The sequence below is a fragment of the Mycolicibacterium moriokaense genome, from assembly GCF_010726085.1.
In the GTDB taxonomy this organism is placed as follows: Bacteria; Actinomycetota; Actinomycetes; order Mycobacteriales; family Mycobacteriaceae; genus Mycobacterium; species Mycobacterium moriokaense.
Genome location: NZ_AP022560.1, coordinates 196,287 through 216,352, shown reverse-complemented (window position 1 = coordinate 216,352; position 20,066 = coordinate 196,287). Strand labels below are relative to the sequence as shown.

17 protein-coding genes are annotated in these 20,066 nt (G+C 67.9%); 7 read left to right on the top strand and 10 right to left on the bottom strand.

The genetic code is table 11. From position 1 onward, the window contains the following. Positions 1 to 85: 85 nt before the first annotated feature. Positions 86 to 1,309 (top strand): alpha/beta hydrolase, encoded by a 1,224-nt coding sequence (locus G6N43_RS00940; protein ID WP_083153021.1) that lies wholly within the window; start codon positions 86 to 88, stop codon positions 1,307 to 1,309. Positions 1,310 to 1,334: 25 nt separating this feature from the next. Continuing rightward, entirely contained in the window at positions 1,335 to 2,753 is a 1,419-nt protein-coding gene (locus G6N43_RS00935) for a WS/DGAT/MGAT family O-acyltransferase (RefSeq protein WP_083153020.1), read from the top strand. Positions 2,754 to 2,805: 52 nt separating this feature from the next. Here the strand turns inward: G6N43_RS00935 and G6N43_RS00930 are convergent, their stop codons facing one another. Further along, the gene (locus G6N43_RS00930; protein ID WP_083153162.1) at positions 2,806 to 4,077 is read right to left on the bottom strand and encodes an alpha/beta hydrolase; all 1,272 of its coding nucleotides are present in this window, start codon (positions 4,075 to 4,077) and stop codon (positions 2,806 to 2,808) included. Between the two features lie 43 nt (positions 4,078 to 4,120). Next, positions 4,121 to 4,864 carry a lysophospholipid acyltransferase family protein gene (locus G6N43_RS00925; protein WP_234810135.1) on the bottom strand — a complete coding sequence of 248 codons (744 nt, stop codon included), beginning with the start codon at positions 4,862 to 4,864 and terminating at the stop codon, positions 4,121 to 4,123. A 169-nt stretch (positions 4,865 to 5,033) separates the two neighbouring features. On the opposite strand from G6N43_RS00925, the gene G6N43_RS00920 reads away from it, so the two are divergent. Continuing rightward, entirely contained in the window at positions 5,034 to 6,239 is a 1,206-nt protein-coding gene (locus G6N43_RS00920) for a serine/threonine-protein kinase (RefSeq protein WP_083153018.1), read from the top strand. A gap of 35 nt (positions 6,240 to 6,274) precedes the next feature. After that, entirely contained in the window at positions 6,275 to 7,057 is a 783-nt protein-coding gene (locus G6N43_RS00915) for a crotonase/enoyl-CoA hydratase family protein (RefSeq protein ID WP_083153017.1), read from the top strand. A gap of 86 nt (positions 7,058 to 7,143) precedes the next feature. Here G6N43_RS00915 and G6N43_RS00910 read toward each other — a convergent pair whose 3' ends face one another. After that, positions 7,144 to 8,157: an acyl-CoA dehydrogenase family protein gene (locus G6N43_RS00910; RefSeq protein WP_083153016.1), complete on the bottom strand. Its 1,014-nt coding sequence runs from the start codon at positions 8,155 to 8,157 to the stop codon at positions 7,144 to 7,146. After that, a complete protein-coding gene (locus G6N43_RS00905; protein ID WP_083153015.1) occupies positions 8,154 to 9,308 on the bottom strand; it encodes an acyl-CoA dehydrogenase family protein in 1,155 nt (384 codons plus the stop codon). The genes G6N43_RS00910 and G6N43_RS00905 overlap by 4 nt, the downstream gene beginning before the upstream one ends. A gap of 126 nt (positions 9,309 to 9,434) precedes the next feature. On the opposite strand from G6N43_RS00905, the gene G6N43_RS00900 reads away from it, so the two are divergent. After that, entirely contained in the window at positions 9,435 to 9,971 is a 537-nt protein-coding gene (locus tag G6N43_RS00900) for a dihydrofolate reductase family protein (protein WP_083153014.1), read from the top strand. Here the strand turns inward: G6N43_RS00900 and G6N43_RS00895 are convergent. The 3 genes from G6N43_RS00895 to G6N43_RS00885 form a co-directional block, all read right to left on the bottom strand. Next, positions 9,953 to 10,540: a TetR/AcrR family transcriptional regulator gene (locus tag G6N43_RS00895; protein WP_083153159.1), complete on the bottom strand. Its 588-nt coding sequence runs from the start codon at positions 10,538 to 10,540 to the stop codon at positions 9,953 to 9,955. The two genes, G6N43_RS00900 and G6N43_RS00895, sit on opposite strands and share 19 nt — an antisense overlap. Positions 10,541 to 10,921: 381 nt before the next feature. Beyond that, entirely contained in the window at positions 10,922 to 12,397 is a 1,476-nt protein-coding gene (locus G6N43_RS00890) for an aldehyde dehydrogenase (RefSeq protein WP_083153013.1), read from the bottom strand. 14 nt (positions 12,398 to 12,411) lie between these two features. Continuing rightward, on the bottom strand, positions 12,412 to 13,206 hold the full coding sequence (locus G6N43_RS00885) for a class I SAM-dependent methyltransferase (protein ID WP_083153012.1): 795 nt from the start codon (positions 13,204 to 13,206) through the stop codon (positions 12,412 to 12,414). A 34-nt stretch (positions 13,207 to 13,240) separates the two neighbouring features. On the opposite strand from G6N43_RS00885, the gene G6N43_RS00880 reads away from it, so the two are divergent. Beyond that, the gene (locus G6N43_RS00880; protein WP_083153156.1) at positions 13,241 to 14,401 is read left to right on the top strand and encodes a glycosyltransferase family 4 protein; all 1,161 of its coding nucleotides are present in this window, start codon (positions 13,241 to 13,243) and stop codon (positions 14,399 to 14,401) included. Here G6N43_RS00880 and G6N43_RS00875 read toward each other — a convergent pair. Both G6N43_RS00875 and G6N43_RS00870 read right to left on the bottom strand, forming a co-directional pair. Beyond that, positions 14,385 to 16,016 (bottom strand): MmpA family trehalose lipid delivery protein, encoded by a 1,632-nt coding sequence (locus G6N43_RS00875; protein ID WP_083153011.1) that lies wholly within the window; start codon positions 16,014 to 16,016, stop codon positions 14,385 to 14,387. The genes G6N43_RS00880 and G6N43_RS00875 overlap by 17 nt on opposite strands. Positions 16,017 to 16,048: 32 nt before the next feature. After that, a complete protein-coding gene (locus G6N43_RS00870) occupies positions 16,049 to 17,245 on the bottom strand; it encodes a cell envelope lipid trafficking protein PgfA (RefSeq protein WP_083153010.1) in 1,197 nt (398 codons plus the stop codon). Positions 17,246 to 17,475: 230 nt separating this feature from the next. On the opposite strand from G6N43_RS00870, the gene G6N43_RS00865 reads away from it, so the two are divergent. Then, positions 17,476 to 18,597 carry an acyltransferase family protein gene (locus G6N43_RS00865; protein WP_234810134.1) on the top strand — a complete coding sequence of 374 codons (1,122 nt, stop codon included), beginning with the start codon at positions 17,476 to 17,478 and terminating at the stop codon, positions 18,595 to 18,597. Here G6N43_RS00865 and G6N43_RS00860 read toward each other — a convergent pair. After that, the gene (locus tag G6N43_RS00860) at positions 18,594 to 20,066 is read right to left on the bottom strand and encodes an AMP-binding protein (protein WP_083153008.1); all 1,473 of its coding nucleotides are present in this window, start codon (positions 20,064 to 20,066) and stop codon (positions 18,594 to 18,596) included. The two genes, G6N43_RS00865 and G6N43_RS00860, sit on opposite strands and share 4 nt — an antisense overlap.

Genomic DNA, 20,066 nt, shown 5'->3' with positions numbered 1-20,066 from the left:
CTCACAAAAATTCCTGTAGCCGCAATCAGTAGACATCTGCCGAATGTTGTCGTTTGGAATCTCTGCAGCGGGGTACAGTCGCGCAATGTCGCCACGACCGGAAACCCGGTATCCAGGCCCGACGATGTGGACACGCGCGCGGTGGTTGCTGAAGGCGGGTCCCGCGGACTACATGCTGGCGATGAGCGTTGCGTCGGCGTCCCTTCCCGTCGTTGGTAAACACCTTGAGCCCCTTGGCGCCGCCACCGCGATGAGCGTGTGGGGATACCGGCATCTTCCCGACTTTCTGGGCGCGACGGCGAAGTCGTGGCTTAGCCCGGGCAACGCCGAGCTGAGGCGTTCCGAACGCGACAGCACCAACGCCGTCTCGCAGGCCGCACTGCGCGGAATCGTCAACGCCAAGGATCTCGACATTGAGTGGCCCGCACCGGAAAGCGCACCGCCGCTGTGGAAGTTGCGCGAGCACCGGCGCAACGTTCACCGCACCTCCGTGCAGTACGGCCCCCGCCCGTCTCAGCTGCTCGACGTGTGGCGCCGCGAGGATCTGCCCGTCGAACCGGCACCCGTGCTGGTCTTCGTGCCCGGCGGCGCGTGGGTGCACGGCAGTCGGCTGCTGCAGGGCTACGCGCTCATGTCGCACCTGGCCGAACTCGGCTGGGTGTGCCTGTCCATCGACTACCGGGTGGCGCCGCACCACACGTGGCCGTCGCACATCACCGACGTCAAGACGGCGATCGCCTGGGCGCGCGCCAACGTCGACAAGTTCGGTGGTGACCGCAACTTCGTGACGATCGCAGGCACCTCGGCGGGTGGCCACCTGGCCGCGCTCGCCGGTCTCACCGCCAACGATCCCGAAATGCAGAGCGAACTGCCGGAGGGCTCGGACACCTCGGTGGACGCGGTCGTGGGCATCTACGGCCGCTACGACTGGGAGGATCGCTCGACCGCGGAGCGCGCGCGGTTCGTGGACTTCCTCGAACGAGTCGTGGTGAAGCGCAAGATCGCCAAGCATCCCGACATCTACCGCAAGGCGTCGCCGATCGCCCGCGTCCACGCAGAAGCGCCGCCGTTCCTCGTCGTGCACGGCACCGGTGACAGCGTTATCCCCGTCGCACAGGCCCGCAGCTTCGTCGAGCGGTTGCGCGCGGTATCGCACTCGGTGGTGGGCTATGTGGAACTGCCCGGCGCGGGACACGCATTCGACATGATCGACGGTGCCCGCACCGGCTCGGCGTCGACCGCAATCGGATTGTTCCTCAACCAAATTCACCGAAGCCGCACGCTGATCGGGGCGAAGCAGGTTATATAGACTCCTCCGGGCAGGGGGTAGCTCTATGAAGAGGCTCAGCGGGTGGGATGCTGTCCTGCTCTACAGCGAGACGCCGACCGTGCACATGCACACCCTCAAGCTTGCGGTGATCGATCTCTCCGAGCTGAAGGGCCGCCCCTTCGGCATCGACGACTTCCGGAAGGTCATCCACAGCAGGCTCTACAAGCTCGAGCCGTTCTGCTATCAGCTCATCGACATCCCGTTCAAGTTCCACCACCCGATGTGGCGGGAGAACTGCGAGGTCGATCTCGAATACCACGTCCGCCCTTACCGAGTGGACAGCCCCGGCGGGCGCCGCGAGCTCGACGAGGCCGTCGGCCGCATCGCCAGCACCCCGCTGGACCGCAGCCGGCCGCTGTGGGAGATGTACTTCATCGAGGGATTGGCCAACGGCCGCATCGCGGTGTTGGGCAAGATCCACCACGCCCTCGCCGACGGGGTCGCGTCGGCCAATCTGCTGGCCCGCGGGATGGACCTGCAACAGACTCCGCACGCCGACCGCGACTCCTATGCCTGCGAACCCCCACCGACCAAGGGCGAACTGCTGCGCACGGCGTTCGCCGACCACATGCGGCATATCGGCCGGCTGCCCGGCGTCATGGCCTACACCGCGAAGGGGCTGCGACGGGTGCGGCAGAGCTCGCGCAAGCTGTCGCCGGAGCTGACCCGACCGTTCACCCCGCCGCCGTCGTTCATGAACCACCGCGTCGACGCGCAGCGCAAGTTCGCGACTACCACGCTCGCACTGGCCGACGTGAAGGAGACCGCGAAACATCTGAACGTCACCATCAACGACATGGTGCTCGCGATCTCGGCGGGCGCCCTGCGGCAGCTGTCGCTCAAGTACGACGGCAAGGCCGACCATCCGCTATTGGCCTCTGTCCCAGTGAGTTTCGACTTCTCCGAGGACCGTATCTCCGGCAACCGCTTCAGCGGCGTGATGATGGTGGTGCCGATCGAACTCGAGGATCCGCTGGAGCGGGTGCAGGCCGTACACGACGCCGCGGTGAACGCCAAGGAAACCCATCAACTGATGGGCCCGGAACTCGTCAGCAGGTGGTCGGCCTACTTCCCGCCGGCGCCGGCCGAGCGGCTGTTCCACTGGCTGGCGGACAAGGACGGCCAGAACAAGGTCCTCAACATTCCGATCTCGAATGTGCCCGGACCGCGACAGCCCGGCCGCGTCGGCGGCGCGTTGGTCACCGAGATCTACTCGGTCGGCCCACTCACCACGGGCAGCGGGCTCAACATCACGGTGTGGAGTTACGTCGACCAGCTCAACGTCTCCGTGCTGTCCGACGGCGCCACGCTGACGGATCCGCATGAACTGACCGACGCGATGGTCGACGCCTTCGTCGAAATACGTCGTGCCGCAGGACTTTCCGAGAAGCTGACGGTCATCGAATCAGCGATGGCCCCCTAGCCGGGTTTTCCGGCGAGCAGACGCAAAGTGCTCAGTTATCTCGGCGTTCGCGTCAGTTTGCGACTGCTCGCCGTTCCTTGGCCGCCGTGTGCTTGGCGTGCACCCAGGACAGGAACACCTCGACGGCCTGCGCCGTGTAGTGCGCGCGGGGCGAGCCGTAGTAGAAGTCGAACGCGTGCTGGGCGTGCGGGATCTCCGCATAGGCGACCGTGGACGTCGACACCTCGCGAAGCGCCTCCGCGAACTCGCGGCCCTCTCCGACCGGGATGATCGAGTCGTCCTGGCCGTGCAGGATGAAAAACGGTGGCGCATCAGGGCGTAACCGCTTGATGGACGATGCGTCGAGGAAGACCTGACGGTTCTCTTTGAACGGCTTCTTCACCACGAACCTCTGCAGGAAGGCGATGAACTCCCTGCGGCCGGACCCCGACACGGTGAACCAGTCGTAACGACCGTAGATCGGCACCGCCGCAGCGACCGAGGTGTCGGCGTCCTCGAATCCCGGCTGCCACACCGGATCGTTGGGCGTCAGCGCGGCCAGCGATGACAGATGTCCGCCCGCCGACCCTCCGGTGATCGCGACGAAGTCGGGGTCGCCACCGTAGTCGGCGATGTTCTCCTTGATCCACGCCAGCGCACGCTTGACGTCGACGATGTGGTCGGGCCAGGTGTTCTTCGGGCTCACCCGGTAGTCGATCGAAAGACACACCCAGCCGCGCTCGGCCAGATGGCTCAGCATGGCGTAGGACTGCGGCCGGCGCATGCCGATGGCCCACGCGCCGCCGGGCACCTGCAGCAGCACCGGCGCCTTCGCGTCGCGCGGTAGATCGGCGCGACGCCAGATGTCGGCCCGGTTCGCCCGGCCGTGCGGGCCGTATTGCACGGTGCCCGCCTTCTCGACGTACCGCCTGCGCACCAGGTCGGTGGGCCACACTCCGACCTGCGGGAGCCGCCGCCGCACCGGCTGTGACCGGCTGGCGATCTCCTCGTAGTCCGCACCCAGCGCGTCACGCAGCGGCTTTTCGAAGTACGGCCGTGACGAGACGTTGCGACGATGGATCAACCACAGCAGAGCCCACGCAATCGCGGTCAGCCCCAAGGCGATTCGTCCCCGCAGCCCACGGAAGTCGCCGCGCAGTCCGCGGCGCAGCGCGTCGAGCATCGAGGCGCCCATGTACACCGGCGACATCTCCGACGTCGGCCAGCCGAACGCGAACACCGGAATCGTGATGTAACCCTCGCGGCCGAGGGGCCGCACACCGTTGGCGGCGTTGACGAGCTCTGCGACCGCGCGCAGCAACGGGTAGCGACGACGCCTACTCATGAAGACCTTGATAACCGACGCCCGATGCGATTCAAAAACCGGGTCAGCCCAGCACCGGCAGTCGGCGTTCGCCGGCCAGCTCATCCAGCGCCCGCTGCATCACCCGCCGCACGTGCGCGTCGATCTCGTCGATGTCGGGGTCGTCGCCGAATTCGGACGCGAGGTCGATCGGCGGCAACACCTTCATGACGATCTTGGACGGCAGCGGGATGTTAGGCGGAACCACCAGCGACAACCCGAATGGGAAGCCGAACGAGACAGGCATGATCTTGGTCCGTGCCAGGCGGGCGATCGGCCCGAGGCGCTCGGCCAGCCAGGTCCCGCGGCTGAGGAAGATCTGCGTCTCCTGGCCGCCGATCCCGACCGCAGGCACGATCGGCACCCCGGCGTTCAGTGCGGCCTTCACATAGCCGGTGCGGCCGCCGAAGTCGACGACGTTCTCGGCGAACGTCGGGCGGTACACGTCGTAGTCACCGCCGGGGAACACCACGACCAGCCCGCCGGAGCGCAGGGCCTCGTCGGCATTGGCGTGGTTGGCGGTGATGTAGCCGATCTTCTTGAAGAAGTCACCCGTCGGGCCGACCGACAGTATGTCGTGGCTCAGCGTGTAGAGCGGACGGTCGTAACCGTGGTGCTCGTAGAAGTCGGCAGCCAGGATCGGGACGTCCATCGGCAACAAGCCGCCCGAGTGGTTGCAGACCAGCAGGGCGCCGCCGGATGGCAGGTTCTCCAGCCCCCGCACCTCTGACCGGAAGTACCTCTTGAGGAAGGGCCGCATCACGCCCATGACACGTCGGGTCAGGCCCGGATCCCACTTGGTGAGCTCCGACGGTTCGGTATCGGTCACGGGCTGTCCCCTAGCGTAAAAATTGAAACGTGTTCTAGTTTAGCTTCCGGCCCAGAGTGCCCCCCACGCCAGGGTTTGACCGAGGGTCTGCCGGGCTACGTTATCGGCCATGAGCGGCCGCGAACCACTTGCGGGCCGATACGAGTTGCGAGGGCTGCTGGGTACCGGCGGGATGGCCGAGGTCCACGACGGCTGGGACACGCGGCTGAACAGGGCCGTGGCGATCAAGCTGCTCTATCCGGGCTTGAGCGCGGACGCCGACACCAGGCGCCGATTCGAGGACGAGGCCAGGGCCGCCGCCTCGCTCAGCCACCCCAACATCGTGGCGGTGCACGACTGCGGCGAGCACCACGGTGCCCCGTTCATCGTGATGGAGCGGCTGCCCGGCCGCACGCTCGGTGACGAGATCGCGATGGGGCCGATGGCGCAGCACCGGGTGCGGGCGATGCTCACGGACGTCCTGGGGGCGCTCGCCACCGCTCATGCGGCGGGAGTGGTGCACCGCGACATCAAGCCCGGAAACGTCCTGCTCGCCCAGGACGGCGTCACCATGAAGGTGGCCGACTTCGGTATCGCCAAGACCGCCGGATCCGCTCACACTGCGACGGGGCAGCTCATCGGGACGATGGCGTACATGAGTCCCGAACGCGTCGCCGGTGCGCCCGCCTCGGTCGCCGACGACCTCTACGCCGTGGGCGTGATGGCCCACGAAGCGCTGAGCGGGCGCCGCCCCTTCCCGCAGGAGAACCCCGCATCGCTGGTCCGCGCCATCCTCGACGATCCGCCGCCGCCGATCGAGGTGGTGCGTCCGGACGTCGACGCCGGCTTGGCGGCGGTGATCAACCGCGCGATGTCCCGCAACGGGACGCGCTTCCGCAGTGCGCTCGAGATGCGGGCTGCCCTCACAGGAGCCCCGAGGCCGTCGACCAAAGTGCTCGCACAGCCGCTGCCTCCGGCGGGCGGTGGATACCCGGCTCCGTCGGCCAACTACTTCGTCGCGGGACCTGCGCGGCCGCCGATGAGCCGGCGAAGAAAACTGCTTCTCGCGGCGGCAGCGCTCGCCGCGCTGCTCGTCGTCGTGTTCGCAATGGCGCTCGATACGTCGTCGTCGACGCAGGCTCCGCAGCCGGTCAGCAGTACCACCGCCGTGTCACCGCCGCCGCCTCCGCTCAGTTCCCCGCCGCCGTCACCGGCTCCCCCGCCAGTCGTCGAAGAGCCGCCGGGACCGCCCAAGAAGAAACCCGGCAACGGCAACAACGGCAACGGTCCCGGCCCTGGCAACGGACACGGCCCTGGCAACGGAAAGAAGCGCTGACGTCACCGGACTGGACAGCATCGGCGACCGTTACGATCAGCCGCGTGACTGACAACAACGAACCAGCAGTCCTGGTCGAGCAGCGCGACCGGATCCTGATCATCACCATCAACCGGCCGCAGGCCCGCAACGCCGTCAATGCGGAGGTGAGCCAGGGGCTCGCCGAAGCGATGGACCGACTCGACGGCGACGCCGGGCTGTCGGTGGGCATCGTCACCGGTGCCGGCGGCTCGTTCAGCGCGGGTATGGACCTCAAGGCCTTCGCGCGTGGCGAGAACGTGGCCATCGGTGGACGCGGCCTCGGCTTCACCGAGAAGCCGCCGGCCAAACCCCTGATCGCGGCCGTCGAGGGCTACTGCCTCGCGGGTGGCTGCGAGCTGGCGCTGGCCACCGATCTGATCGTGGCGTCGAAGGAGTCCGCGTTCGGCATCCCAGAGGTAAAACGCGGTTTGGTGGCGGGCGGCGGCGGTCTGCTGCGGTTGCCGCAGCGGATCCCGTATGGCCTCGCGATGGAGCTCGCCCTGACGGGTGAGAGCTTGTCCGCTCAGCGTGCCCACGACCTCGGAATGGTCAACGTTCTCGCCGAACCCGGCAAGGCGTTGGAGGCGGCGATCGCGTTCGCGGAGAAGATCACCGCCAATGGTCCGCTCGCGGTGGCGGCGACCAAGCGGATCATCGTTGAGTCCCGCGACTGGAACTCCCAGGAGATGTGGAAGAAGCAGGTCGAGATCTTCGGCCCCGTCTTCATGTCGAACGACGCCAAGGAAGGTGCGATCGCGTTCGCCGAGAAGCGTCCGCCGAAGTGGACGGGCACCTGAGCGCCGCCCCTTGACTGACGTGGCGGCGTATTTCGCGCGCATCGACCTGGCCGACTTCGGCGACGGCTCCGCTCTCGAGGCGCGCGTCAGCGAGGTTCTGGACAGCTGATGACGACTTGCCAGGGGTCGTCGGCGGCAAGCGCGGTCCGGCCCAGTCGTCGCGCGTACTCGACGGTGGTGCCGAAGTCGTCGATCCAACCACGCGCCCGCATCGTGAACAGCCACAGCCGATGCTCGACGGTCACCCCGATCGCGCCGTGCAACTGGTGCGCGATCGTGGTCACCGATCCGACGGCGCGACCGGCGGCCACCTTCGCCACCGTCACCGCGTATTCGGTTGCCGCGCTGTCGAACCCGTAATCGGCAGCGGCGGCGATGGCCAACTCCGTCGCGGCCCGGGCGCGTTCGATCTCGCCGGCCATCGCGGCGAGCGAGTGTTGCACCGCCTGGAACTTCGCCAGCGGGCGGCCGAACTGAACCCGCTCGCTGGTGTGCGCCACGGTGAGGTCACGTGCGGCGTCCAGGGCGCCGATGACCTGAACGCACCGTGCCCACGCACCACGCCTAGCCAGCTCGTCGGCGAGCTCCAAATTTAGTACGGCGGTGTCCGCGAGCTCGAAGTCGAACGTGCCGCGCGGTTCGCCCGCGAGGGTGTGCGACACCGCTGTCGGCTCATCGGTGAGCAAGCAGACATGAAGGGCTTCAGCGGTTTTCGCGGCCAGTACGACGGCCGCCGCGTTCGGCCACGGCACATCGTGCGCGGTGCCGGTGAGGACGCCGTCGCGTAATTCGGCGTCGGCGAGAGCCACCGTCAACGGGCCGCTCTCCGGCACCGCTACACCGGCCTTTCCCGCGAGCCACGTTGCCAGCAGGTCGGTTTCGGCGATCGGCACCGCCGCGGCGTGCCGGGCCAGCCCCCGCAACACGGTGGCCGCCTCGGCAAACCCGGCGTCCTGGGTGGAGATCAACCGGCTCAGCCCGGTCTCCTCGAGATTGGCCCATAGCTGCTCGTCGAACGTGTCGGGAAACGGCGGCCGCCCGAGTCTGGCCTCGAACGAGCGCTGGCCCAGATCCGCGACGAGTTCCTCCAGTTCGTTCACCGGACCCCCATCCCGCGCGCCACGACACCGCGCAGCACTTCGTTGGTACCGCCCCGCAGGGTGAACAGCGGCGAATGCTGTCGGGCGGTGGCCAGCAACTCGGCCAGCCGCCGGGCCTCGGGTGTCCGACGGTCGAGCCGGTCCAAGAGGTCGGCGACCAACTCGACGGAGTCCTGTTCGAACCGGGTGCCGAGGTCCTTCACCAGCGCGGCCCTGGTCGCCGCGTCCTCGCCGGCCGCCAGCGCGCGGGCCACCGAGATCGACAGCTGTCGCAGCGAGATCATGCGCGCGAAGAGCTCACCGACCGCAGCGGCGGTGCCGTCGTCGACATCGGCCGGAAGGGCGCGGATCGCGTCGAGAATCAGGGTGACCGTGGACAGGATGCGTTCGGGTCCGCTGCGCTCGAAGCCCAGCTCGGACGTGACCTGCCGCCAGCCGTCCCCGATGTTGCCCAGCACGTCCTTGTCGACGACGAACACCTCGTCGAACGTCACCTCGTTGAAGTGATGCTCGCCGCCGATCTGCACGATCGGGTCGATGGTGATTCCGGGCGAGTCCAGCGGGATGAAGAACTGGCTGAATCCGGCATGGCGATGTTCGGGGTCCAGCGGACTGGTGCGGGCCAGCACGACGATCCGCTGCGCGAGATGCGCGCCGCTGGTCCACACCTTGGTGCCGCTGAGGGTCCAGCCCCCGTCGACCCGGGTTGCGCGGGTCTTGACCGCGGCCAGGTCGGAGCCGGCGCCGTGCTCGCTCATCCCGATCGCGGCGTGCAGCCGGCCTTTGGCGATCACCGGCAGGAATTCCCTGCGCTGCTCCTCGCTTCCGTACGACAGCAGCGACGGAGCGAACTGGCGATCGGAGAACCAGTGCGCGGCGACCGGCGCGCCGTGCGCCAGCAGCTCCTCGGTCACCACGTAGCGGTGCAGGTGACTCAACCCGCGTCCGCCGTATTCGGTCGGAATGGTCAGGCCGACGAAGCCCGCATCCCCCAGCCGGGCGGAGAATTCGGCGTCCCACCTGGCCAGCCACGAGTCGATGGCGGGTTCCCAGCCGAACTCTGCGCGATCAGCGGCGAGAAACTCCCGGATGGCCGTCCGAATCTCGGCCAGCTCCGGGTCATTGGCACACAGCGCGTCGAAGTCACTCACTGGCCATGACACTAGTGACCACCGCCGCAGCAGGATTTGGCATGTCCCTCTCAGAGGTCGCCGACCATACTCGGACAGCGTGAGCGGCGATCCGCTGGAATGGATGAGAAACCGCGAAGGGGAGACATGACGACCGTCTACTACACCGCGTCCAGCCTGGACGGCTACATCGTCGACGGGGCCGATAGTCTGGACTGGCTGACCTCGCGTGCCATCGACCAGTCCGGCCCGTTCGGCTACAACGAGTTCATCAAATCCGTTGGGGCACTGGTGATGGGATCGGCGACCTACGAGTGGATCGTGCGCAACCAGCCGGGTGCGTGGCCCTACGAGCAGCCGTCGTGGGTGATGACCCACCGCCCCCACATCATCGTCGAGGGACATCCCGTGCAGACCTTCGACGGCGATGTCCGCGAACTGCATCCGAGGTTGACAGCGGACGCGGCAGGCAGGGATGTGTGGGTGGTCGGCGGGGGTGACGTCGCGGCGCAGTTCGCCTCGGCGGATCTCGTCGACGAGATGATCGTCAGCTACGCGCCGTGCTCATTGGGTGGCGGGTCGAGAGTGCTGCCGATCCGCTCGGAGTGGGTGTTGGCCGACGCAGCGGTCAACGGTGAGTTCGTGTGCGCGCGGTGGCAAAAGGCTCAGCCGGCTGAAGTCTGATTACCCGCGGTCGGTAGACCGTAGCGCTGCACGAATTCCCTTGACTTGATCAGGAACTCGAGCTGGGTGGCGACATCGCGCAGTGGGTCGACACTGCGCGTCGAGCGGCACAGCACAACCGCTCCTTCCAGCGAGGCGATGCACATGACGGCCAACGAGGCGGCGTCGGCGTCGGAGAAGCCGTCGGACACGAATGCCCGGGTGAGCGCGTCACGCCAGTGGCTGAAGATGTTGCCCGCGACGGAGGTCAGCTGCGGCTCGTCGTCGGAGCCGATCGCGGCGGCCACGACCGGGCAGCCTGCGGCGAAGTTGCTCTCGACAAGCTGTTCTTCCCAGTAGACGACGAACTTCCTGACCAGGTACATCCCGCCGTTGCGGGCGGCGTTGTCGATGACGTCGGTGATCTCCTCACCGGCGTAGCTCAGCGCCTCGGCGAGGATCTGGTTCCTGCCCTCGGGGAAGTGGTGATAGACCGAGCCGCGCGGTGCGCCGCTGCGCGCCAGCACTTCGTCGATCGTGACTCCGGCGGCGCCGCGCTCGCGCAGCACCTCGGCGGCGCTGACCAACATGGCGGCGCGGGTCGAGCCGCGCTTGGTGGATTTGGTCGTGGGGGACAGAACAACCTCCAACGGTGGCGATCAGGCGACGCGGGTCTGCTGCAGCTGCGAGTGCCGCCAACTGAAAACGCGCGGACTGAAGCGGAAGGACGGCCGCCGCACTTCGTGGACGAATCGGCGGCCAGCGAAGTTGACCTCAACGACCCACATGTCGCACCCCTCTGGCTATGACGGGAATCATAGAACAGATAACACACGGCAACGACAAATGTATTCCGCATCACAGCGGCTACCGGAATAGCCGCAGGTAAACCCATACTCCGCCGCTGAAGAGGTCTCGACCAGCGGCGAGAGCTGGCACCGAAATTATGCTCTAGTGCATAGTTTGGGCCGTCAGTCCTCCGGCGTGTAGCCGAACGGCAGGAGGACGCTCTTGGGCTCCACGTACGCCTCGATGCCCTCGGTCCCGTTCTCGCGACCGATACCCGAATTCTTGTACCCGCCGAACGGCGCGCAGGGATCGAACGCGTACATGTTCACCGCGTAGGTGCCGGTCCGGATCTTGCCTGCGATCTCGACCGCCTTCTTGTTGTCGGTTGTCCACACGCTGCCCGCCAGGCCGTACACCGAGTCGTTGGCGATGCGGACGGCGTCCTCTTCGGTGTCGTAGGGGATGATCGCCAGCACCGGCCCGAAGATCTCCTCCTGGGCGATGGTCATCGAGTTGTCGACGTCGGCGAACACCGTCGGCTGCACAAACCAGCCGCTGTCCAGTCCCTCGGGACGCCCGCCGCCGGTGACGAGGCGGGCGCCTTCCTCGATCCCCTTCTTGATGTAACCCTCGACGCGCTCACGCTGCTTCTCGGAGATCAGCGGACCGATCGCGGCATTCGGATCATCGGGAAGGCCGACGGGCATGGCGGAGATGAAGTTGGCGACCTTCTCGACGACCTCGTCGTAGCGTGAGCGCGGCGCCAGGATGCGCGTCTGCGCGACGCACGCCTGACCGCTGTTCATCACGCCCGAGAATCCGAGCATCGGAATGGTGGAGTCCAGATCGGCATCCTCGAGGATGATCGCCGCGGACTTGCCGCCCAATTCGAGGGTGCACGGCTTCAGCTTCTCGGCGGCGATCTTGGCGATCTCCTTACCAACCGCGGAGCTACCGGTGAAGGTGAACTTGTCCAACTCGGGGTTGGCCGTCAGTGCGCGACCGGTGTCGGGGCCACCCGGCACGATCGAAAGGACGCCCTCGGGAAGGCCCGCCTCGGCGAAGATCTCCGCCATCGCGAACACCGAAAGCGGCGTCTCCGCAGCCGGTTTGAGGACGACGGTGCAGCCGGCGAGGAAGGCCGGGCCCAGCTTGTTGGCCGCCAGGAAGAACGGCACGTTCCACGCGGTGACGGCGCCGACGACGCCGATGGGCTCGCGCACCACCAGCGTCTGGCCGTAGACACCGTCGCGGATCTCGCGCCAGTGGAACTTGTCGGCGGCGCCGGCGTAGAACTGGAACGCCGACATCGCGGCGCCGTACTGCATCATGTCGACGATCGTCTGCGGCTGGCCGGTCTCGGCGGCGAGCAGATACTTCAGCTCGTCCGCACGGTCCTCCATACCCTTGATGGCGGCGGCGAGGATGGCCGCGCGCTCCTGCGGCTTCATGTGCGGCCACGGGCCCTCGTCGAACGCCTTGCGAGCGGCTGCGCACGCGGCGTTGACGTCGGCGTCCACGGCCAGCGGCACCTTGCCCACCAGCTCGCCGGTGGCGGGGGAGTGCACCTCGATGACCTCCGAGGAGGCGGGCTCGACCCACTTGCCGCCGATGAACAGCTTGTCCCACTCAGTCTTGAAAGCCACCGTCTGTGTCATGACCGTCACACTACCTACGAACCCGCGAAAGTAGAACCTGTTGCAGTCGGCGGTCTCAGCACCAGCACCAGGTTGCTGACCGCGAACTCGCGCAGCACCGGCACCCGGATCATCCACCAGGCCCATCGTGGGTGGTAACGAGGAAATGCGGCGACCAGTGCGCCGGTGGCGGCGGCCCACTGCAGCCCGTCGGCGACCGAGACCGCGAACAGTGACGAGCCGTAGTTGTTCTTCGGTGGATGACCATGCTTTCGGGTGTACCGCCTGGCGGCCCGTCGTCCGCCGAGGTAGTGCCACAGCCCGGTCTCGTGTCCGCCGAAGGGACCCAGCCACACCGTGTACGACAGGATCACGAGTCCGCCCGGCTTGGTGACCCGCAACATCTCGTTGCCCAACCGCCATGGTTGCACCACATGCTCGGCGACGTTGGAGGACAGGCAGACGTCGACGCTGTCGTCGGCGAACGGCAAGGCGGTGCCCGACGCTCGCACGTAGGTGGCGGTGCCGTCGTTCACCGCAGGTCCGGCGTGCATCTCGGCCGGGTCGGGTTCGACTCCGATGTAGGCGAATCCTGCGCGCGTGAACGCCGCGGCGAAGTATCCCGGCCCGCCGCCGACGTCGAGCAGGGTGCGCCCGGCAGGCGCGGACCCTTGCTCAGCCCGCCACAGGTCGGTGACCAGTGCCGCGGTGTCGCCTGCGAGCGCCCCGTAGAACCGGGCCGGGTCGGGCTGTTCGAAGCGGAACTCCCGCAGCAGCCGCACCGACCGCGAGAGTGTCGCCCGAGGGGCGAAGAGGTCGGTGACTGGCACAGCGGAACATTAGCCAGCGGCTAGGGTGAACGGGATGTCCGACCAAGGTGTTCGCTCAGTGCTGCTGTTGTGCTGGCGCGATACCGGTCACCCTCAAGGTGGCGGCAGCGAGACCTACCTGCAGCGCATCGGCGCGCAGCTGGCCGCATCCGGCGTCCGGGTCACCCTGCGGACCGCGCGCTATCCGGGCGCACCGCGCCGCGAGGTCGTCGACGGTGTGCGGGTCAGCCGAGGCGGCGGCCACTACTCGATCTACATCTGGGCGGGGCTGTCCATGGTGCTCGCCCGTATCGGGCTGGGTCCGTTGCGCAAGGTCCGCCCCGACGTCGTCATCGACTCGCAGAACGGCATTCCGTTCCTTGCGCGGCTGGCCTACGGTCGACGCGTCGCGGTGCTCGTACACCATTGCCACCGTGAGCAGTGGCCCGTCGCCGGTCCGTTGATGGGACGGTTCGGCTGGTTCGTCGAGTCCCGGTTGTCGCCGTGGCTGCACCGCCGCAATCAGTACGTCACGGTGTCACTGCCGTCGGCGCGAGATCTGGCCACCCTCGGGGTGAATCCCGGACGAATCGCCGTCGTGCGCAACGGTCTTGACGAGGCGCCTGCCGCCACCCTGACCGCACCGCGGTCGGCGACTCCGCGTGTCGTGGTGCTGTCCCGCCTGGTGCCGCACAAGCAGATCGAGGACGCACTGGAGGCGGTCGCCCGACTCCGCACGCGCATTCCGGACCTGCACCTCGACATCCTCGGCGGCGGCTGGTGGCGACAACGCCTGGTCGAGCACGCCGAGCTGCTCGGCATCTCCGATGCCGTGACGTTCCACGGCCACGTCGACGACGAGACCAAACACCATGTCCTGCAGCGGTCTTGGGTTCACGTGCTGCCGTCGCGCAAGGAAGGCTGGGCGTTGGCGGTGATCGAGGCCGGCCAGCACGGCGTGCCCACCATCGGCTACCGGTCCTCGGGCGGGCTGACCGATTCGATCGTCGACGGGGTCACCGGCCTGTTGGTCGACGATCTCGATGGTCTGGTCGACGGGCTCGCGCGTCTGCTGACCGATCCCGTGTTACGCGACCAGCTCGGCGCCAAGGCCGCGGTCCGCAGCGGCGAATTCTCTTGGCGGCAAAGCACCGACGCGATGCGCACTGTGCTGGAGGCCGTGCACCGGGGAACGCCGGTCAGCGGCGTCGTCTAGCCCAGATTCCGCGGTACATCAGCGCGACCAATCCGGCAGCGACCAGCGCCAGCCACACCAGGTGAGCGGCGAGCACGATGCCGCGACTCGGTGCCGGGGGAAGGTCGCCGGCCACCGTGTAGAGGGTCAGGTCATCGTCGTGGTAGGCGAGGGGCAGCGCCAAAGTATCTGCGGCACCGCCGGATTCGATGACGACCCACCCGACCCCGGCGTCGGCCAGTTGTTGGCGATCGGCACCGCTCAACAATATCTGCTGGACCGCGCGGGCGTGTTCACCCTCGCCGGGCACGGTGCGGCCGCCGACCGTCAGATCACCCGTGGACAGCACGTCGGCGCGCACCCACCGCGGCAGCGGGTCGAGCACCGGCGCGTCCCCCGCCCAGTCGAAGCGCCGCATGCTGTCGACGGGAAGTACGGCGACCGGACGCGGATCGGCGTTGATCATCGCCGCCACCGCAGTCCAGCCCTGCGGGTAGGTCACCGCGGTCACATTGCCGCCCACACCCCACGCGAGATCGGGCAACGTGGCGATCAGCGCCGCGCAGCAGATCAGTGCCGTGGCCGCCGCCGGAAGCTTCTGCTGCACAACGACAACCGCTGCCGCACCGGCCAGCGCATAGCCCGGCATCGCCAGCGCCACCCACTTCTGCGCATCGCGTAACACGCCGAGCCCCGGCAGCGCCCGAACCATCGCCTCCACGGCCGCCAAGCCGGGGCCCGTCGCCATCACCGCAGGCACCACGACCGCGAGAGCGGCAAGGCACAGCAGCGGTACGGCTCCGGGTCGGCGGATCGCCACCGGCAGGCCCACCACGACGATTCCAAGCAGGACGAGCGCCGAGACGACAGCGAAAAGCGTGGTACGAGAAGCGGGTACGGCTTCGCCGTTCCATATCCCGCCGAGGCTCGCGAGCGTCCCGAGGGTTCCAAGACCGGGTTCGGCCCGCACCGCGAACGCCGCGACCCCATCGGCCTGTGACGGGGCCAGCGACCGCGCGACGACCGCCGCCGTCAGCCACGGCAGTGCCGCGGCCAGTGCGGTGCCCAGCGCCACGGCTGCGCAGCGCCACCGCTGCCATCCCGCACCCGGCGCGAAGACACCCGCCACCGCGACGCTCGCGGCCAGCATCAGCCCCGTCGGCGTCAGCCCCGCAAGGGCCATCCAGAACACCAGCGCGCCCACCTCTGGCCAGCCCGGCCGCGACTCGCGCAGCCGTAGCATCGCGGCGGCCACCCACGGCAGGGATCCGTAGCCGACGAGCAGGCTCCAGTGCCCCTGCAGAAGCCGTTCTGCGACATAGGGATTCCAGACGGCGAGCGTCACGGCCACACATTGTCCGGCCACACCTGCGTCCGGCAGCACCGTCGCCACCAGACGCGCCGCGCCCCAGCCGGCGAGCCACAGCCCGAGGGCCAACAGCACCTTGACCACCACACCGCCGTCGAGCACCGTCGACGCCAGAGCCACCGCGAAGTCCTGCGGCAGTGCGCGCGGCGCGGCCTCCGACAGACCCAGCGCCGCATCCGAGAGGTACGAGCGCGGCGTGGACACCGCGTCGCGCAACAGCAGATAACCCGGCGCGATCAGCGGCGCCGTCACGACCAGGGACAGCACCAGCGCATAGGCGGGCGCTGTGAACCGCGCGATCAGACCGGTCTGTCCGGCGGCAGATCGGTCGGTTTCTGCGCGGGCAGCTTCTCGGTCTTGGCCTCCGCGCCCGGCACCTTCATCCCCTGGGTGTCGAAGAAGCTGTGGTCGGCCTCGTCGAGTCCCGGATCGATCAGTGTGGACTCCGCCCTCAAGGCGAACGATCCCAGCAACGCGCCGCCCACCAGGGACACCAGGCCCAAGGCGGTGAAGGAGATCGGCAGGATGCGGCCCCACAGGCCCACCCGGTCACGCTCATCCCTGGCGCTGGCGACCTGGGACTCGACGGTCTCCTCGGTGAAGGCGACCTTGAAGTCGACGAAGGTCACCTCGGGTTTCAGCGGCTCCCGCGCGTAGTAGTGATAGCCGTGATCCTCCCTCTTGACGATGGTCCCGGAGACCGGATCCACCCAGAACGTGCGCTGCGCGGCGTAGTAGCGCGCCATGGTGATCCGCTCTTCGGGCTCGCCGGGGACACCCCACATCGCCGCGGTCGCGGTGACCTCGGCGTCGGCGTCGTCGTCGAACAGAGACGAATACTTGACCGGCTCGACCAGCTTGCCTTCGGCGTCGTATCCGATGTTCTGACTGAAACGGTAGGTGGTCAGCCCGTTGACATCCTCCTCGCCGTCGTAATTGGCGTCGAACGCCTTCTGCGCGATCGGGTCGAAGACCGGATAGGTCCGCTTCTCGGTGTCGAACGGGAACCGGTAGGTCAGCCCGTCGTGCGGCAGCGCGATGTTGGTGGGCGGCTGGTCATCCTCGATGGCCCGCGGCTTCTGGACCGCGCCACCGGGATTGCTCTCACTCGACACCGCCTCGGCCGTCTGCCGGTTGACCGTGACGGTGTCGACCAACGCGAGCAACAGCCCGTCGTCCTTCTGTTTGTCGGTGCGGCGCAACGTGCTGCCGACCTGGAGGGTGACCACGTCGGCGTTCGACGGGGCCTCCACCGAGATCTGCTCCTGCTGCACCAGCGGCACGTCGCGGTCGACGACGAACTTCTCATGGTTGAGCGAGGCGGGGTCGAACGCCGTGCCGGTGCCATCGCTGACCAGCGTCATGTCGAGGTTCAGCGGGATCTTGGAGATCTTGGAATGGGTATAGGTGGACAGCAACAGGGCAGCGATCAACAAGCCAGCACCCAGCCCCATGATTCCGCAAGCCGCAATGCGGAGCGCCACTGCGCGGTTCAAACCGTGCCTCCTTCACCTGCGGTAGTCCCGCAAACCCGTTCGACCCTAACAGCACAAGTTAAGGTCGATGTTTACTCCGAGCCCTTCCAGCCGTGGCCGCCCGAGTACCCGTATTCAGCGGCTTTCCCTCCACCCGGCACACTGATGGCGTGACGGAATCCCGCGCCGCGACGGCCAGTGCCGAGAGCGCTGTCGGCGGAACGCGTGGCTTCCTGCCCGCCGTCGAGGGGATGCGCGCCTGCGCGGCGGTCGGCGTCGTCGTGACCCACGTGGCCTTTCAGACCGGCCACACCGGTGGGATCACGGGCCGTTTCTTCGGCAGGTTCGACCTCGCGGTCGCCGTTTTCTTCGCGCTGTCGGGCTTCCTGCTGTGGCGCGGTCACGCCGCTGCGGCCCGCGGCATGCGACCCAGCCCGCCGACGGGTCACTACCTGCGGTCCCGGATCGTGCGCATCATGCCCGGCTACCTGGTCGCGGTCGTCGTCATCCTGTCGCTGCTGCCGGAGGCGAAGGCCGATCTCACCGTGTGGCTGGCCAACCTGACGCTGACCCAGATCTATGTGCCGTTGACGCTGACGGCCGGGCTCACCCAGATGTGGAGCCTGTCGGTCGAGGTCGCCTTCTATCTGGCGCTGCCGTTCCTGGCTCTGCTGGTGCGGCTTGTGCCGGTGCGCGCCCGGATACCGGTGATCGCGGCGGCGGGGCTGGTCAGCTTCGCCTGGGCTGTACTGGTCGAGGCAGTCCCGTTCGACGCCCCCTTCGGTGTCAACCCGCTCAACTGGCCGCCGGCGTTCTTCTCCTGGTTCGCCGCCGGGATGCTGCTCGCCGAGTTGACGGTCACGCCGGTGGGGTGGCCGCACCGGTTGGCGCGGCGGCGGGTGCTGATGGCGGGTATCGCGGTCGTGGCGTTCGCGGTCGCGGCGTCGCCGCTGGCCGGGCCCGAGGGACTGACGCCCGGGACGGTCAGCCAGTTCACGGTGAAGATCGCGATGGGGGCCGTGGTCGCCGGGGCTCTGCTCGCCCCGCTGGTGCTGGACCGCCCCGACACCCCGCACCGCCTGCTGGGCAGCCCGACGATGGTGACTCTCGGTCGATGGTCCTATGGCTTGTTCGTCTGGCACCTCGCGGCGCTGGCGATGGTGTTCCCGGTGATCGGCGAGTTCGCGTTCAACGGGCACATGCCCGTGGTGCTGGTGCTGACGGTGGTGTTCGGGTTCGCGATCGCGGCGGTCAGCTACGCGCTGATCGAGTCACCGTGCCGAAACGCCCTGCGGCGCTGGGAGAGGCGCCATGACCCGGAGCCGTTGGACAGCTCGGTCACCGACGAACCCGAACCTGCCGTTGCGCGTTAGTTGGATTGCGCGGCCCGCCGCCGGATCACCTCGTCGCGGACCGCGCTCCGCCGCGCCTTCCCCGCATCGTCGCGCAACGGCGTATCGCTGAACTCCACCGAACGCGGGATCTTGTAGGAGGCCAGCCGGTCGGTCAGGAACTCGATCACCGCGGCCTCGTCGAGCCCCTCTGCCTGAACGATGGCGTGCGGCACCTGGCCGAGATCCTCGTGTGGCACGCCAACGACCAAGCAGGACAGCACATTCGGGTGCGCCGACAGGGCCGACTCGATCTCGGCGGGGTAGACGTTGCGGCCGCCTACGGTGAACATGTCCACACGGCGATCGTTGAGATACAGGAAGCCGTCCTCGTCGAAGTACCCCAGATCGCCAAGCGAGTCCCAGCCGTCACGCTGTTTCGCGGTGGCGCCGATGTACCGGTAGGTCGGCGCGCTGCCCGGTGCCGGTCGCATGTAGATCTCACCGCTGACGCCGGGCGGGCATTCGTTGCCGTCGTCGTCGAGCACCTTCATCTCGCCCGCGACCACCACGCCGACTGAACCGGGATGGGTCAGCCACTGTTCGCCGGAGATGAAGGTCAGTGCCTGTAATTCGGTGCCGCCGTACAGCTCCCACACCGCGTCGGGGCCGAGGATGTCGATCCAGCCCTGCTTGACCGCGGGTGGACAGTGCGCCGCCACGTGCCACAGCCGTCGGATCGAGGACAGGTCGTAGGTGTCCGGCGCCGCCCGGTACGCCGGCAGCAGGCGCTGCATCACCGTCGGCACTGTCGTCAGGAACGTGACCCGGTACTCGGTGACCAGGCGCAGGAACTCGTGCGGGTCGAACCGAGGCATCACCACAAGGTGATGGCCCTGCACGAGTCCGATCGCCATCGTCGTGAAGCCGGTGTTGTGGGTCAGCGGTACCGACAGCAGGTTGACATCACCGTCCGCCGAACCCATTGCGTAGCCGGCCAATGGTGAGAAGCGACTGTCGATCCCCGCGTCGATGAGCTTGGGTCGTCCAGTGCTGCCACCGGAGGCCATGGCCTTGAACACGGGGGAGACGACCTCGGGAAGCGGATCGTCGGACAGTCGGGTGTCCGGCGTGAAATCCGCTGCCACGCTGGGTGATACCCCGGTAGGGTCGTCGCGGCCGACGATGAGCTTCGGTGCCCGCAGCTCCAGCAGAGCGGATAACTCCGCGTCGGGCATCCGGGCCGAGAGTGGCTGGGGAATCGCGCCGACCTTCCAGATGGCGAGCGCGGCCTGGACGAACTCGATGGAGTTGGGCAGCAGGGTGACGACGTAATCGCCGTGCCCGACACCGAGTTCGGCGTAGGCCCGCGCGAGCCGGTTGGTCGACCTGTCGAGCTCGGCGCGCGTGAGCGTGCGCCCTTCGCACGTGACCGCGGGCGCGTCGGGTTCCGCTTCGGCGAGGCGGGAGACCTGGGTGGGGATGGGAGGGATGGCTGACGGGTCAGTCAT

Excerpts from the sequence above, each read along its gene's own strand:
- G6N43_RS00940 (WP_083153021.1), top strand. The coding sequence starts at position 86 with ATGTCGCCACGACCGGAAACCCGGTATCCAGGCCCGACGATGTGGACA.
- G6N43_RS00935 (WP_083153020.1), top strand. The coding sequence starts at position 1,335 with ATGAAGAGGCTCAGCGGGTGGGATGCTGTCCTGCTCTACAGCGAGACG.
- G6N43_RS00930 (WP_083153162.1), bottom strand. The coding sequence starts at position 4,077 with ATGAGTAGGCGTCGTCGCTACCCGTTGCTGCGCGCGGTCGCAGAGCTC.
- G6N43_RS00925 (WP_234810135.1), bottom strand. The coding sequence starts at position 4,864 with ATGGGCGTGATGCGGCCCTTCCTCAAGAGGTACTTCCGGTCAGAGGTG.
- G6N43_RS00920 (WP_083153018.1), top strand. The coding sequence starts at position 5,034 with ATGAGCGGCCGCGAACCACTTGCGGGCCGATACGAGTTGCGAGGGCTG.
- G6N43_RS00900 (WP_083153014.1), top strand. The coding sequence starts at position 9,435 with ATGACGACCGTCTACTACACCGCGTCCAGCCTGGACGGCTACATCGTC.
- G6N43_RS00895 (WP_083153159.1), bottom strand. The coding sequence starts at position 10,540 with ATGTTGGTCAGCGCCGCCGAGGTGCTGCGCGAGCGCGGCGCCGCCGGA.
- G6N43_RS00890 (WP_083153013.1), bottom strand. The coding sequence starts at position 12,397 with ATGACACAGACGGTGGCTTTCAAGACTGAGTGGGACAAGCTGTTCATC.
- G6N43_RS00880 (WP_083153156.1), top strand. The coding sequence starts at position 13,241 with ATGTCCGACCAAGGTGTTCGCTCAGTGCTGCTGTTGTGCTGGCGCGAT.
- G6N43_RS00865 (WP_234810134.1), top strand. The coding sequence starts at position 17,476 with ATGCGCGCCTGCGCGGCGGTCGGCGTCGTCGTGACCCACGTGGCCTTT.
- G6N43_RS00860 (WP_083153008.1), bottom strand. The coding sequence starts at position 20,066 with ATGACTGACCCGTCAGCCATCCCTCCCATCCCCACCCAGGTCTCCCGC.